This is a genomic window from Spongiibacter sp. C9W, from assembly GCF_057370015.1.
Window position 1 is genome coordinate 505880 of sequence record NZ_CM170672.1, and the last position, 14153, is coordinate 520032.

The 14153-nt window shown below is 55.1% G+C and carries 15 protein-coding genes; 10 read left to right on the forward strand and 5 right to left on the reverse strand.

What is annotated here, in order from left to right:
* Window positions 1–36: 36 nt before the first annotated feature.
* Window positions 37–363 (reverse strand): ATP-dependent Clp protease adapter ClpS, encoded by a 327-nt coding sequence (clpS, locus tag AC2Q8J_RS02420; RefSeq protein WP_084497787.1) that lies wholly within the window; start codon window positions 361–363, stop codon window positions 37–39.
* A 212-nt stretch (window positions 364–575) separates the two neighbouring features.
* Here clpS and AC2Q8J_RS02425 point away from each other — a divergent pair, with 212 nt between their 5' ends.
* On the forward strand, window positions 576–806 hold the full coding sequence (locus tag AC2Q8J_RS02425; protein WP_486452009.1) for a cold-shock protein: 231 nt from the start codon (window positions 576–578) through the stop codon (window positions 804–806).
* A gap of 139 nt (window positions 807–945) precedes the next feature.
* Here AC2Q8J_RS02425 and icd read toward each other — a convergent pair whose 3' ends face one another.
* Entirely contained in the window at window positions 946–2199 is a 1254-nt protein-coding gene (icd, locus tag AC2Q8J_RS02430; RefSeq protein ID WP_027872507.1) for an NADP-dependent isocitrate dehydrogenase, read from the reverse strand.
* Window positions 2200–2383: 184 nt separating this feature from the next.
* Here icd and AC2Q8J_RS02435 point away from each other — a divergent pair, with 184 nt between their 5' ends.
* From AC2Q8J_RS02435 to AC2Q8J_RS02465, 7 genes are all read left to right on the forward strand, one after another.
* The gene (locus AC2Q8J_RS02435; RefSeq protein ID WP_374973883.1) at window positions 2384–3046 is read left to right on the forward strand and encodes a pseudouridine synthase; all 663 of its coding nucleotides are present in this window, start codon (window positions 2384–2386) and stop codon (window positions 3044–3046) included.
* Between the two features lie 63 nt (window positions 3047–3109).
* The gene (locus AC2Q8J_RS02440) at window positions 3110–3556 is read left to right on the forward strand and encodes an NUDIX hydrolase (RefSeq protein WP_027872509.1); all 447 of its coding nucleotides are present in this window, start codon (window positions 3110–3112) and stop codon (window positions 3554–3556) included.
* Window positions 3556–4683, forward strand: a complete 1128-nt coding sequence (gene mnmA / locus AC2Q8J_RS02445) for a tRNA 2-thiouridine(34) synthase MnmA (protein ID WP_051170761.1) — start codon at window positions 3556–3558, stop codon at window positions 4681–4683. The genes AC2Q8J_RS02440 and mnmA overlap by 1 nt, the downstream gene beginning before the upstream one ends.
* Window positions 4683–5327 (forward strand): high frequency lysogenization protein HflD, encoded by a 645-nt coding sequence (gene hflD, locus AC2Q8J_RS02450; protein WP_486452010.1) that lies wholly within the window; start codon window positions 4683–4685, stop codon window positions 5325–5327. The genes mnmA and hflD overlap by 1 nt, the downstream gene beginning before the upstream one ends.
* Before the next feature lie 58 nt (window positions 5328–5385).
* Window positions 5386–6750 (forward strand): adenylosuccinate lyase, encoded by a 1365-nt coding sequence (purB, locus tag AC2Q8J_RS02455; protein WP_027872512.1) that lies wholly within the window; start codon window positions 5386–5388, stop codon window positions 6748–6750.
* A gap of 1 nt (window position 6751) precedes the next feature.
* Entirely contained in the window at window positions 6752–7870 is a 1119-nt protein-coding gene (locus AC2Q8J_RS02460; RefSeq protein ID WP_374973886.1) for a cupin domain-containing protein, read from the forward strand.
* Window positions 7851–8765: a GNAT family N-acetyltransferase gene (locus AC2Q8J_RS02465; RefSeq protein ID WP_486452011.1), complete on the forward strand. Its 915-nt coding sequence runs from the start codon at window positions 7851–7853 to the stop codon at window positions 8763–8765. The genes AC2Q8J_RS02460 and AC2Q8J_RS02465 overlap by 20 nt, the downstream gene beginning before the upstream one ends.
* Here AC2Q8J_RS02465 and AC2Q8J_RS02470 read toward each other — a convergent pair.
* Window positions 8762–9094, reverse strand: coding sequence for a Rieske (2Fe-2S) protein (locus tag AC2Q8J_RS02470; RefSeq protein WP_289131698.1), 333 nt, complete (start codon window positions 9092–9094; stop codon window positions 8762–8764). The genes AC2Q8J_RS02465 and AC2Q8J_RS02470 overlap by 4 nt on opposite strands.
* A 104-nt stretch (window positions 9095–9198) precedes the next feature.
* Window positions 9199–11568 carry a phosphoenolpyruvate synthase gene (gene ppsA / locus AC2Q8J_RS02475; protein ID WP_204995389.1) on the reverse strand — a complete coding sequence of 790 codons (2370 nt, stop codon included), beginning with the start codon at window positions 11566–11568 and terminating at the stop codon, window positions 9199–9201.
* 130 nt (window positions 11569–11698) lie between these two features.
* Between ppsA and ppsR the strand changes: the two genes are divergently transcribed.
* Window positions 11699–12517, forward strand: coding sequence for a posphoenolpyruvate synthetase regulatory kinase/phosphorylase PpsR (gene ppsR, locus AC2Q8J_RS02480; protein WP_288363011.1), 819 nt, complete (start codon window positions 11699–11701; stop codon window positions 12515–12517).
* A 15-nt stretch (window positions 12518–12532) separates the two neighbouring features.
* Window positions 12533–13690, forward strand: a complete 1158-nt coding sequence (locus tag AC2Q8J_RS02485; protein WP_486452012.1) for a patatin-like phospholipase family protein — start codon at window positions 12533–12535, stop codon at window positions 13688–13690.
* Window positions 13691–13693: 3 nt separating this feature from the next.
* Here the strand turns inward: AC2Q8J_RS02485 and AC2Q8J_RS02490 are convergent, their stop codons facing one another.
* Window positions 13694–14152 carry a YiiD C-terminal domain-containing protein gene (locus AC2Q8J_RS02490; protein WP_027872519.1) on the reverse strand — a complete coding sequence of 153 codons (459 nt, stop codon included), beginning with the start codon at window positions 14150–14152 and terminating at the stop codon, window positions 13694–13696.
* Window position 14153 lies beyond the last annotated feature (1 nt).

The window sequence follows — 14153 nt, forward strand, 5'->3', positions numbered from 1 at the left end:
TTGTTGCAAATGGGTACTGCTTTGTACGTGACATGATCAGCCTTCGTTCTCTTCGATTTCGGCGAGTAGAGGATGGCCGCTTTCACGTGAATACTGATTAACCTGCTCCGCTTTTGTTTCAGCGATGTCGCGGGTAAATACGCCGCAAACCCCTTTCCCCTGGGTGTGAACGGTTAGCATCACTTGTGTTGCTTTTTGTCTATCCATATAAAAAAAGTCTTCGAGTACCTCGATGACAAACTCCATTGGGGTGTAGTCATCGTTTAGTAGCACCACTTTATAGAGCGGCGGCTTTTTCAGCTGTGGTTTCGACTCCTGTAGAGCGGTGCCTCCTTCATAATCGGAGTGATCTTCCTGGCTCATAACTGTGTTCGGGTACGGCATAATTCTGTTTACCTGAGCTTAGCATCGCGGTATTCCCCCACAATAGGGGTATTCACGAAGCGCGGCTAGCGAGAAGTCGCGGCTTGACGCCAAGCACTCCGTGTTTTAAAAATGGGTATTAGCGCGAGAAAAACAAGGTCTATCGCGTTAAATGTGACAATAACTATAACGAGAAATCAGGGTGTAAGGCTATGCAAAATGGTGTTGTAAAGTGGTTCAATAACGCCAAAGGTTACGGATTTATTCTCTCCGAAGATGGCGATCAAGAAGTGTTTGCGCACTACTCGGCGATCTCAATGGAAGGCTACAAAACGCTTAAGGCAGGTCAGAGTGTCTGCTTTGATGCCCAGCAGGGCCCGAAAGGCCTACATGCAACAAATATTCAGGCAGATTCTGAATTAGAACAAGAAGTTGAGCAGTGAACCAAGAAAAAGGCTAAGGTTTGCAAAGTGCCTTAGTCGCCACGAATACGTGGGCAATCACTCCGCGCTGTGATCTAAGCCCTCAATAAACGCGCCCACATCGACAGCAAGGCCACCCCGCCAGGGGTGGCCGACACACTTACATGTGCTTGACGATCGCATCACCGAACTCAGAACATTTCAGCAAGGTGGCCCCTTCCATCAAACGCTCAAAGTCATAGGTGACGGTTTTGGCCTGAATCGCGCCGTTCATGCCGTCGATAATCAGGTCCGCTGCTTCATTCCAGCCGAGGTGGCGCAGCATCATTTCAGCCGACAGGATCAGTGAACCGGGGTTAACCTTATCCTGGCCGGTGTATTTTGGTGCTGTACCGTGAGTGGCTTCAAACAGCGCAACGTTGTCGCTGAGGTTTGCACCGGGTGCGATACCGATACCGCCAACCTGCGCCGCAAGCGCATCAGAGAGGTAGTCGCCGTTCAGGTTCAGCGTCGCGATAACGCTGTACTCATCCGGACGCAGCAATACCTGCTGGAGCATCGCGTCGGCAATTACGTCTTTAATGATGATCTCTTTGCCAGTGTTTGGGTTTTTCAGCTTGACCCATGGACCGCCGTCTAGCAGCTCACCACCAAACTCTTCCATGGCTAACTCGTAGCCCCAGTTCTTGAAGGCACCTTCGGTGAACTTCATGATGTTGCCTTTGTGAACCAGTGTCAGCGAAGGCAGGTCTTGATCGATAGTGTACTGAATCGCTTTGCGCACCAGGCGCTTAGTACCCTCTTCCGATACCGGCTTAACACCGATACCACACTCCTGCGGGAATCGGATTTTGGTGACACCCATTTCTTCCTGCATAAAGTTGATCACTTTATCAGCTTCGGGAGTGCCCGCTTTCCATTCAATACCCGCATAAATGTCTTCCGAGTTTTCACGGAAGATCACCATATTGGTTTTGCCTGGCTCTTTAACGGGAGAAGGAACGCCTTCAAACCAGCGAACGGGGCGCTGACAAACGTAGAGGTCCAGTTCCTGGCGCAGTGCAACGTTCAAAGAGCGGAAACCACCACCAACAGGGGTAGTTAGTGGACCTTTGATCGCCACGACGTATTCTTTGATGGCATCCAGTGTTTCTGCGGGGAACCAGTCGCCGTCGTAGAGCTCGGCGGCTTTTTCGCCAGTGAAGATTTCCATCCAGCTGATTTTTTTATTGCCGGCGTAAGCTTTCTCAACCGCTGCATCCACAACGTTGATCATTACCGGAGTGATGTCGATCCCGATGCCATCGCCTTCGATAAAAGGAATAATTGGCCGATCGGGTACGTTCAGGGAAAGATCCGCATTAACGGAGATTTTCTCACCCTCTGTAGGTACCTTGATATGTTGGTATCCCATTTTTGACTCCATGGTTTATAGGTTAGTATCTGAGCTCGTTCGGTGGCGGCAACAGCGCAGTGTCGCTGCTACAATGCCGCCCCTCCAAGTCTGGTCAGCGAGCGCTTTAAAGCCTAGCTTTCTTTAAAAAGCGCCGCATTATAACACTTTATAGTCGAATTTCTTCCATGAATATTAGATTCCCGTGACAGTTCTTTATCTTTTTAATAAGCCCTTTCGGGTTATGAGCCAATTTACCCCCTGCGACGACCGCGAAACGCTGGCGAATTACATTGATATTCCCGCCATCTATCCCGCTGGCCGACTGGATTTTGACTCAGAGGGGTTAATGGTGCTCACCGGAGACGGTTCACTCCAGCACCGTATTAGCCACCCCGACCACAAGCTTAGCAAATGTTATTGGGTACAAGTGGAGGGTGAGATCAATGAATCGGCAATTAACGCCCTGCAAAATGGTGTGGAGCTAAAAGACGGCCTGACCCAGCCCGCGCTAGCGCACGCGATGGACGAGCCTGCCGGACTATGGCCCCGGCAACCACCGGTGCGTTATCGCGCCGCGATTCCCACCAGCTGGCTGTCACTGGAAATCACCGAAGGTAGAAACCGGCAGGTTCGCCGTATGACGGCAGCGGTAGGCTTTCCAACACTTCGGTTGATTCGGGCGAGCATTGGCCCTTGGTCACTCGACGATTTGGCCCCCGGACAATCGCGAATAGTAGAACTGAGTACTTCGGAGCAACGTAAATTATTTCCGAAGGCCGGGCGCGGTAGTAAACGCAATGCTAAAACGCACAAGCCCAGGCCGCGAACTTCGCCCACCCGGCGTGGCAAACGTAGCCCGCGCTAAGCGGTGGCGGTACAATGCCCGGCTTTCGGTGCTGCGACAATTCACAACAGACTAGGAACCACTATGGACTGGCAGGCAAGAGTCACGGTCGCGTGTGTAATAGAAAATGACGGTAAGTTTCTGATCGTTGAAGAGATCCGTGACGGCAAGCGTGTGCTCAACCAGCCCGCTGGCCACCTGGAGGCCGATGAAGGGCTTTGTGAAGCGGCGCTGCGAGAAACGCTGGAAGAAACTCAGTGGAAGGTTGAGTTACAGGGCGTCGTCGGTATTGGCCTGTATAGCCCTCCAGCAAAAAACGCCACATATCATCGCACCACGTTTTTTGGCCGCCCCATGGCGTTTTGCCCTGAGAGCCCGCTGGACAGCGATATCGATAGCGTTCACTGGCTGACTATTGAGCAACTTCGCGAGCGCCGCCATCAGCTGCGCAGCCCCATGGTGCTCGACTGCGTTGAACGCTATCTAGAAGGCCAACGCTTTCCACTGGCGATGATCTACGGAGAACCTTAATGAGCGCCACCGACTACAACCCGCTGGCAGACAAGGCGATTGCCGACACAAAAGTGATCGTCGGCATGTCCGGTGGCGTCGACTCATCGGTAACGGCACTGCTGTTAAAGCAGCAGGGTTATCAGGTCGAAGGCCTGTTCATGAAGAACTGGAATGAGGACGATGGCACAGAATACTGCACCGCCATGGACGACCTCGCCGACGCTGCTGCCGTGTGCCAAAAACTGGATATTTACCTGCACACCGCCAATTTCGCTCAGGAATACTGGGACAATGTCTTTGAGCACTTCCTCGAAGAGTACCGCGCGGGCCGCACCCCTAACCCCGATATTCTTTGCAATCGGGAGATTAAATTTAAGGCCTTTTTGGACTACGCATTGCAGCTGGGCGCCGATGGCATTGCCACCGGTCACTACACCCGGCGCAGCCCGGGCAGAGAGCATACCCAACTCCTGAAAGGCATAGACAACAACAAAGACCAAAGTTACTTCCTGCATGCAGTCAGCGCCGATCAACTGGCCAAGACCTTGTTCCCAGTTGGGGAATTAGAGAAACCTGCCGTCCGCGCCCTCGCCGAGGAGCACGGGCTCGTCACCCACAACAAAAAAGACAGCACCGGGATTTGCTTCATCGGCGAGCGTCGCTTCAAGGATTTTTTGCAGCAATACCTGCCTGCTCAACCGGGCCGTATCGAAAGTCTCGATGGCCAGGATATGGGGCAGCACAGCGGCTTGATGTATCACACTATTGGCCAGCGTCAGGGCCTCGGTATCGGCGGTGTGCGCGGTGCCGGTGAACAGCCCTGGTACGTTGTTGATAAGGACTTGTCACGCAATGTTCTGCGGGTTGCCCAGGGCAGCCAGCACCCTGCGCTGTTTAAAAATTGCCTGCGGCTGTCGAGCATTCACTGGATCACTCCCCCGCCACCCCAGCTGCCCCTGCGTTGCAGTGCAAAAACGCGCTACCGCCAGGCCGACCAACCCTGCGAGCTGCTGGCGACCGAAACCGGCTACGAGGTAATTTTCGATACTCCCCAGCGCGCAATCACCCCTGGGCAGTCAGCGGTTTTCTACCTGGGCGAGCAATGCCTGGGCGGCGGCATTATCGAATCGGGATACAATCGCTAATGGTTTTCTTTCCCAATGCAGAACAACTCACAGAACAAACCCTGGCGTTGGCTGGCGTTCTGCAAGCCGTGACGCTGGTCGATCAAATTGCCCGAACCGGACAAGCTGAACCCGCAGCGCTCGACGCTTCCCTGGCCAGCCTGTTTGCCTTCTCAGGGAATGACACCCGCAGTGTGTTCGGCAATATCAATGCACTTGAGCTGGGTATCCGCGCCCTGCGTGATTTGCTCAGTGGCAATGATTACGGCGAGCGCCAGGCCGTTACGCGCTACTGTATGGGCGTATTGTTCTTACAAAACAAACTGCGCCGGGACCATGCAGCCGCGAGCATCATGCGTAACCGTCTAGAGCACTGCGCCAAACAGCGGGAGTTTGGCGGTGAATTAACGAGCTTGGCGCCGGCTTTGGCGGATATCTATCAAGATACCCTATCCAAATATCGCTTTCGCATTCAGGTCAGTGGTAGCGCTCAGCAACTGCAAAACAATGACAATGCCGCCAAAATTCGTGCACTGCTGTTAGCGGCCATTCGCGGTGCCTATCTCTGGCGAGCGGCGGGCGGCAATCGCTTTAGCCTGATGTTCCTCAGAAATCGCCTTTTTACCGAAGCGCAGCGGCTACTGGGCACTGAAATTCAGCACTGAGCAGTGTATGATTGCGCCCCATTAATTTGCCCTCCGCGTATAGAAAGGTAACCCCATGATGGAATTGTCCGCGCTCTCTGCTATTTCCCCTGTCGACGGCCGCTATGGCAGTAAGACAGCGTCGCTGCGCCCGGTGTTCAGCGAATTCGGTTTGATCAAAAGCCGTTTAATCGTCGAGCTGCGCTGGTTGGCCCAATTGGCGGCAAATCCTGGCATTGAAGAAGTACCGGCTCTCTCAGAAGACGCAGCCGCTAGATTAGAGGCCATGATCGCTGAATTCGGTGAAACACAAGCGGCGCGAGTCAAAGAGATTGAGTCCACCACTAACCACGACGTTAAAGCGATTGAATACTTCATTAAGGAAAGCATTGCAGACAACGCTGAATTAGCGGCGATTTCAGAATTCGTTCACTTTGCCTGCACCTCAGAAGACATCAACAACCTTTCCCACGCCCTGATGCTTCGTGAAGGCCGCGAGGTATTGCTGCAAGACATCGACGCTATCGTTGACAAGCTGGCCGAGCAAGCCCGCGAGTTTGCGGACATTCCGATGCTGTCTCGCACCCACGGCCAAACGGCGAGCCCCACCACAATGGGTAAAGAGCTGGCCAATGTGGTTGCGCGTCTGCGCCGCCAACGCGCCTGCATTGCCGACGTTGCCCTGCTGGGTAAAATCAACGGCGCGGTGGGCAACTATAACGCCCACATCAGTGCCTATGCCGACGTAGACTGGGAAGCCAACGCGCAGAGCTTTGTTGAAGGCCTGGGGCTTAGCTGGAACCCTTACACGACGCAAATCGAACCTCACGACTATATCGCTGAGCTGTTTGATGCCATTGCACGCTTCAACACCATCTTGATCGACTTAGATCGCGACATCTGGGGCTATATTTCACTGGGCTACTTCAAACAGCGCACCATCGCCGGTGAAGTTGGCTCATCCACTATGCCTCACAAGGTCAACCCCATCGACTTCGAAAACTCTGAGGGCAACCTCGGCATTGCCAACGCGGTGCTGCAACACCTGGCGGCGAAGCTGCCGATCTCTCGCTGGCAGCGCGACCTGACTGACTCGACGGTTTTGCGCAATATGGGCGTTGGCATGGCGTACAGCATGATCGCCTATCAAGCCACGCTGAAAGGCTTGGGCAAGCTGCAAATCAACCCAGAGCGACTGGCCGCTGACTTGGATGATGCCTGGGAAGTACTGGCTGAGCCCATTCAAACCGTCATGCGTCGCTACGGCGTAGAAGAGCCCTACGAAAAACTGAAGGCCCTAACCCGCGGTCAGCGCATCACACGGGAGACTTTGGCCAGCTTTATTGACACGCTGGAGATCCCCGAGGCAGCAAAAGCGGAGCTTCGTCAGCTAAGCCCCGCGAGCTATATCGGCAACGCCGTCGCGCAAGCCAAGCGGATATAAAATGGCGCTGCAGGGCTTCGATGCGCAGCAATTCCTCGACGAGGATTGGCAGCGCCGTCCACGGGTGTTGCGCGGCGCCCTGCAGGGTTTTGAATGCCCCGTGGACGGTGATGACCTCGCTGGTCTGGCCTGTGAAGACGAGGTTGATTCACGGCTAATCTCACAACACGGCAGCGACTGGCAGCTACAACACGGGCCGCTGAAGGAGAGTGACTTCGCCGAGCTGCCCGCCAGCCATTGGACTCTCCTGGTTCAATCGGTCGACCAATGGATACCCGGCGTTGCAGAATTACTAAACGATTTCCGTTTTTTACCGCGCTGGCGTATCGATGACATTATGGTCAGCTACGCGGCCGATGGCGGCAGCGTGGGCCCCCACTACGATCAATACGATGTATTTCTCATTCAGGGCAGCGGCCGCCGTCGCTGGCAGCTGGGCCAGCACTGCGACGATAGCAGCGAATTGCTCGGCCACCCTGAATTACGCTTGCTTAAACACTTCGACTGTCAACAGGAAGTGATTCTTGAAGCCGGCGACATACTCTACATTCCCCCGGGTGTCGCACATTGGGGAACCGCTGTCGGCGATGACTGCATCACCCTGTCGGTGGGCTTTAGAGCCCCCTCCGACGCCGAGTTACTGAATAGCTGGTCAATCGAGCGAGAAACCGTGTTGAGCGACGGGCAGCGGTTTAGCGATCAGGCCCTAAATGCCAGCGCGCCCAGTGGCTGGATCCCTGAAGACGTTCTCCCGCAACTGCGAGAGCGCCTGAGCGCAGGGCTAGACGATGATCAAGCCCTTTCACGCTGGTTTGGACAGATGATGACTCACGTCGACCAGCAGCAGCGCTTCGATAACCCAGCGCTGTCATTTGAGGAATATGCTCTCCGCGAACAACAGGTGCCAGCCTGCTTGCGCCTGGGTGCGCGCTTGGCCTTCGACGCCCACTATCTGTTTGCCGACGGTATTGCCTACCCCTACCCCAGTGACTTGCGCCCGGCCGTGGCTGAGTTCTGTGAACAAGAAGGCGGTGATGATGTGATGGGGCTGGTGGTTGAGCTACGCTATCAGCTCTACCAAACAGGCACGGTGTATTTCGATGACGATGTTGAAGATTGAGCGCGTACGCTGGTCAGAACATTGGCGGGAATTAACGGAAATTCGGCGTCGGGTTTTTGTTGAAGAGCAACGCGTTCCCATTGAACTGGAACTAGATGAAGATGACTTCACCGCGCGTCACTGGCTGGCGCGATATGGCAGCGAAGTCGTCGGAACCGTTCGTCTTTTGGCTGACGGCCACGTCGGGCGTATGGCTGTCGCCGCTGACTATCGCGGCAGAGGTATCGGTCGCGCATTGCTACATGCCGTAATTGATGACGCGATCCAACAGCAACTGCCCAAATTGGAGCTCGCGGCCCAAACACACGCCATCGACTTCTACCGGAAAGAAGGTTTTCAGCCCATCGGCGACAGTTTTATGGACGCCGGTATCGCTCACCAGTCAATGACGCGAACGCTGCGGGGTTCGCAACGCCTGGGAGAAGATGGCCGCAAATTTGCTGTTGAGTCACTGCCTGACAGCGCCCTTGCCTTAGCCAGTTTGAGTCGCCGACAGTTGTGGGTGTTTTGCCACAGTCTGGAGCCAGAGGTTTATGCCCAGCCGCGCCTGATTGATATTGTCTCTACCCTCGCTCGAAAGCATCGCGACAGTGAAATACGACTGCTGATCTGCGACGACCGGCCGCTGCGAGAGAGTCGCCATCCCTTGGTAGAACTCAGTCAGCGGCTGAGCAGCAGTATTCATATTCGGGTTTCTAATCCAAAGCAGCACGGCGAACTTAGTGAATACTTCTTGCTCGCCGACAACGAGGCAACCCTCGTTCACAGTATGCGGCGCGGCGGCCGGGCCTGGGGCTGTTTTCATTCGCGGCCGACCGCAAGTGCCTACCGAGAACAGTTTGACCGCCTGTGGCAGCACGCAAAACCCTCTCCCTGGCTGCGCCCGCTGGTCTAATCGCCCAGCATTACACCGAGCTCGTTGTCTCGGTAGACCACCTCATAACACCTCAAGCCCCGACAGGGTTCTTCTGTCGCGTGAAGTAACTCACCACTGCGCAAGTCAAAGCGGTAGTGGTGCTTGGGGCAAACCAAATTCTCACCTCGGATATCCGACGTATCGAGAGGCCAGGCGCGGTGGGGGCAATTACTTTCGATCAAATAGTGCTGGCCGCCGAGCTGCAGCAGCATCAATTGTGCATCATCAATCTTGAAGACTTTTCGGTATCCATCGTAAAGATTGATCAGCTTTTCAAGGCTGTAATAACGCATAATTAAAGGGTTCACCGAGACGTTTGCGCCATAGTAGCGCTTGGCGGACCCCCCTGCCAGCAGAAACAAAAAAGCCCGGTAGCAGTTCGCTCACCGGGCTTTAGCGTAGTTTGCCGAACTTATTTCAGCTTGTCGGCCAAGAACAGCCAGGTCTCCAGTACCGAATCCGGGTTCAGTGACACGCTGTCGATGCCCTGCTCCATCAGCCACTGCGCGAAGTCCGGGTGGTCTGAGGGGCCCTGTCCACAAATACCGATGTATTTGCCTTGCTCCTTACACGCCCGAATCGCATTGGAGAGCAGTACCTTAACGGCCTCGTTGCGCTCATCAAACAGGTGGGCGATCAAGCCGGAGTCGCGATCGAGACCAAGTGTCAGCTGAGTGAGGTCGTTTGAACCAATTGAGAAGCCATCAAAATGCTCGAGGAATTGCTCCGCCAACAGGGCATTGGCAGGTAGCTCACACATCATGATGACCTTCAGGCCGTTTTCACCGCGCTTTAAGCCATTATCGGCCAGTAGCTCTACCACTTGTTTCGCTTCGCCTACGGTGCGCACAAAGGGCACCATAATCTCAACATTTTGCAGATCCATCTCTTCGCGCACTTTCTTCAGCGCGCGGCACTCCAGCTCAAAGCACTCGCGGAACGAGTCAGAGATATAGCGTGAAGCACCTCGGAAACCCAGCATGGGGTTTTCTTCTGAGGGCTCGTAAAGGCTGCCGCCAATCAAGTGTGCGTACTCATTTGATTTAAAGTCGGACATCCGCACAATTACCCGCTCCGGGTAAAACGCGCTAGCAATGCTAGAGATGCCCTCGACCAGCTTCTCGACATAAAACTCAACAGGGTCGGCGTAGCCAGCCACACGACGCTTCACCGCTTGCTGAACATCGCGGGGTAACGTGTCGTAGTTGATCAGTGCTTTGGGGTGCACACCGATCATGCGGTTAATGATAAATTCCAAACGCGCCAAGCCCACACCGGCGTTGGGGTATGCCTGAAAATCAAACGCGCGATCGGGGTTGCCCACGTTCATCATAATTTTAAAGGGCAGCTCGGGCATGGCATCGAGCTTGTTGCGGCTGATATCGAAGTCGAGCTGACCGGCGTACACCATGCCCGTATCACCTTCCGCGCAGGACACAGTCACGTCCTGACCTGAGCTCAAACGCTCAGTGGCATCACCACAGCCAACGACCGCAGGAATACCCAGTTCGCGAGCGATGATAGCCGCGTGGCAGGTACGGCCGCCACGGTTGGTAATAATGGCGGCTGCGCGTTTCATTACCGGCTCCCAGTCGGGGTCGGTCATATCAGTAACCAAGACATCGCCTTGTTGTACTTGATCCATTTCCGCCAGGTTGTCGATCACCCGTACAGGGCCCGCGCCAATGCGCTGACCAATAGAGCGGCCCTCGCAAAGCACTTCGCCTTTTTCTTTCAGCAGGTAGCGCTCCATCATATTGGCCGACTCGCGGCTCTTTACTGTCTCCGGGCGAGCCTGAACGATGTAGAGCTTGCCGTCGTCGCCGTCGCGCGCCCACTCAATATCCATGGGTCGGCCGTAGTGTTTTTCAATAATCAGCGCCTGACGGGCCAGCGACATGACTTCTTCGTCGGTGATGCAGAACTGGCTGCGATCGGCTTCGGGAACATCGACGGTTTCTACCGATTTGCCGGCCGATGCTTCACTGCCGTAGACCATTTTGATCAGCTTGCTACCCAGGTTGCGGCGCAGCACGGCGTGGCGGTCTTTTTCCAGCGTGGCCTTGTGAACGTAAAATTCGTCGGGGTTAACAGCGCCCTGAACCACGGTTTCACCCAAGCCGTAGCTGGCAGTAATGAAGACCACACCGTCAAAGCCAGACTCGGTATCCATGCTGAACATAACGCCTGCGGCGCCGGTTTCTGAGCGCACCATGCGCTGAATACCGGCAGACAAGGCAACATCGGCGTGTTCAAATCCCTTGTGAACGCGGTAGGCAATAGCGCGATCGTTGTACAGTGAGGCAAAGACCTCCTTGATCGCGATCATAATATTGTCGAGGCCGTTGATGTTCAGGAAGGTTTCCTGTTGGCCGGCAAATGAGGCATCGGGCAAATCTTCTGCTGTGGCCGAGGAGCGCACTGCACAGGCCATTGCGGGGTTGCCGTCGATCATTTTAGCGTAGGCTTCGCTGATCGCGTCATTCAATGGCGCGGGAAATGGCGTATCAACGATGGCTTGGCGAATCTCCTTGCCTACCTTGGCAAGGGTTTTGACATCGTCGATATCCAGACCTTTGAGCATGTCCTGAATACGCTGGTTCAGGCCACTTTGGTCGAGGAAGTCGCGGTAGGCTTGCGCCGTGGTGGCAAAGCCATCGGGTACCGATACACCGGCATTAGACAATTGACTGATCATCTCACCGAGAGAGGCGTTTTTGCCCCCAACGACTTCGACATCGTTCATTCCCAGATCCCTGAACCAGATAACGTATTCAGCCATGCGGTGTATCTCCTTTTGCTATGCTTGATGCATAGTGCAATAAGCGTAAAAAAATGCGACGCGAGCATACTAAAACAGCTATTCTGGAAATTCCCGTCGAAAACAACGCAGCATTCGGTAAAAAAACTACATGATGAGAACCGTTTTTTATATTTCTGACAGTACAGGCATCACCGCAGAAACCTTGGGCAGCAGCCTGCTCTCCCAATTTGAACAGTTAAAATTTGACCACGTTGTCGTGCCCTATGTAGACACTGTGGAGAAAGCCCGCGCCGTCGTCGATAAGATCGACCAGGTTGCCGATTCCACGGGGCGCCAGCCGATTATCTTTGATACCTTGGTCAACCAAGAGATTCGCGCAGTAATTGCGACCAGCAAAGGTTTTATCATCGACGTGCTCGACACCTTCCTCAACCAGCTGGAAAGCGCCCTTGGGGAGAAACCCTCTAGCACGGTTGGCCGAGTCAAAAACGCCGACCGCGACGCCCAGTACAAACATCGCATCGACGCCGTTAACTTCGCACTGGACAACGACGACGGTGCAAGAATCAACCGCTACGACCAAGCCCAAGTGATATTGATCGGCGTTTCCCGCAGCGGCAAAACCCCGACCTGCCTTTACTTGGCGATGCAGGGCGGCATTTTCGTCGCCAATTACCCGCTCACCGAAGAAGATCTGGAAGAACGCAGATTGCCAAAACCGCTCGCCGCTTATCGCGATAGGCTCTTTGGTTTGACCATAGAACCGCAGCGACTTGCCGCAATTCGCAGCGAACGCCGTCCCGACAGCCCCTACGCCAGCCTGCGCCGCTGCGAGGATGAGGTGCGCGACGCCGAGGCGCTCTTTAGCCGCTTTGGCATTCCCTACTTGGATACGACACATGCCTCCGTCGAGGAAATTGCTACGCGCGTGCTGGTTGAAACCGGCCTGCGCGGTCAGCGGTCATAGCTGGGAAGTCTAACGATGTCTTGTCCTGACGCCAACGCCAGTCACGCCAACACCGGGCTGATTTTACCCGGCGGTGGCGCTCGTGCGGCCTACCAGGTTGGCGTGCTAAAAGCCATTGCCTCGCTGCACGGCAAGCGGCACAGCAACCCCTTCCCTATCCTGGCAGGAACCTCGGCCGGCGCGATCAATGCCACCTCCCTTGCGGCGGGCGCACACCACTTTACCGGCACGATAGAAACCCTGGAAATCATGTGGAAGCAGCTTTCCACGGACCGGATTTATCGCGCCGATTTAATGGGGGTTCTTCGCAATGCCCTGCGACTGGCCGGCTCCCTGTTTAACTCGGGCATTGCCGTCGGTCGACCGGTAGCGCTGCTGGACAACAGCCCACTGCGCGAACTGCTAGAAGAGCGAATCCGCTTCGAGTCGATCGGCATGAACATCCGCAACGGTGACTTGGACGCACTCTCGCTCACGGCGATGAACTACAGCCTCGGCTTGTCGGAAACCTTCTTTCAGGGCGGGCCGCAGCATGCTGGCTGGCAGCGCTGGCGGCGACAGGGGCTGGCGACACCTATCCAGCTGCAACACCTGATGGCGTCCACAGCCATCCCAACGATCTTTCCACCCGCCAAGGTAGGCCGTTATTTCTACGGCGACGGCGCGCTGCGCCAATTGACCCCTATCAGCCCCGCCATCCATTTAGGTGCAAACAGGGTATTGGTGATTCCCGCCAACGGGCATAAACGGGTTTATCACCACACCCCAAAACCTATTCAGTCTCCGGCGTTCGGACAGATTATTGGTCAGTTACTTAACAGCGCCTTTATCGACAGCATCGAAACCGATATTGAGCGTCTGGAAAGAATCAACGAATTATTGGCGCTGATACCACGGGAAAATATGCAAATGATGGGGCGTGAGCTACTGCCGGTTGAGTGCCTGGTAATCAGCCCCAGCGAAGATATTGACGCCATTGCCGACGAGCATGTGAAAGAACTGCCACGCAGTTTACGTGCTTTCCTGGGGCGCACCGGCAGTAGCCGCGGAGGTAGCGTGAGTATTGCCAGCTACCTGTTATTTACCGAGGAATATTGCGCCAAGCTGATCGATCTAGGCTACCGTGACGGGCTTGCTCAGCGCGATGACATCAGCGCTTTTCTCTACCAATAAAAGCTACTGTTTTAGGCCGACGATCGCGTACAAGCCCTTAAAGCGCGCCGCGACTTCGCCGTTGACAATCACCTCTGAGCACAGTTCGATCTTGGCGCGGCCGCGCTCCTCAAAGCGAGTAAAAAATCCCTGCCAATCGGCGTCCTCTGCGGGCAGCGAGCGCGCGACAATATCGCTGGGCACTGGCAGTAAGTACTCGATCTCCGCTTTGGCCACCACAATATCCGGGTCCAGACCGCGCTCAACACAATGTAGATACACGCTGCCCCAACAAGCCATCACTGCCACCACATAGATGCTGCCACCAAAGGCGGTTTGCTTATCGTTAATACTCGGCCCCAGCGGGGCGGTCAGCGTTAATGCGCCATCGGAATAGTCACTAACAGAAAGCCGCATATGGCGCGCCGTGGGTAAGTGTTCGGCAATAAATTCACTCAGGCGGTGAGCGATCGGCTGCGACATG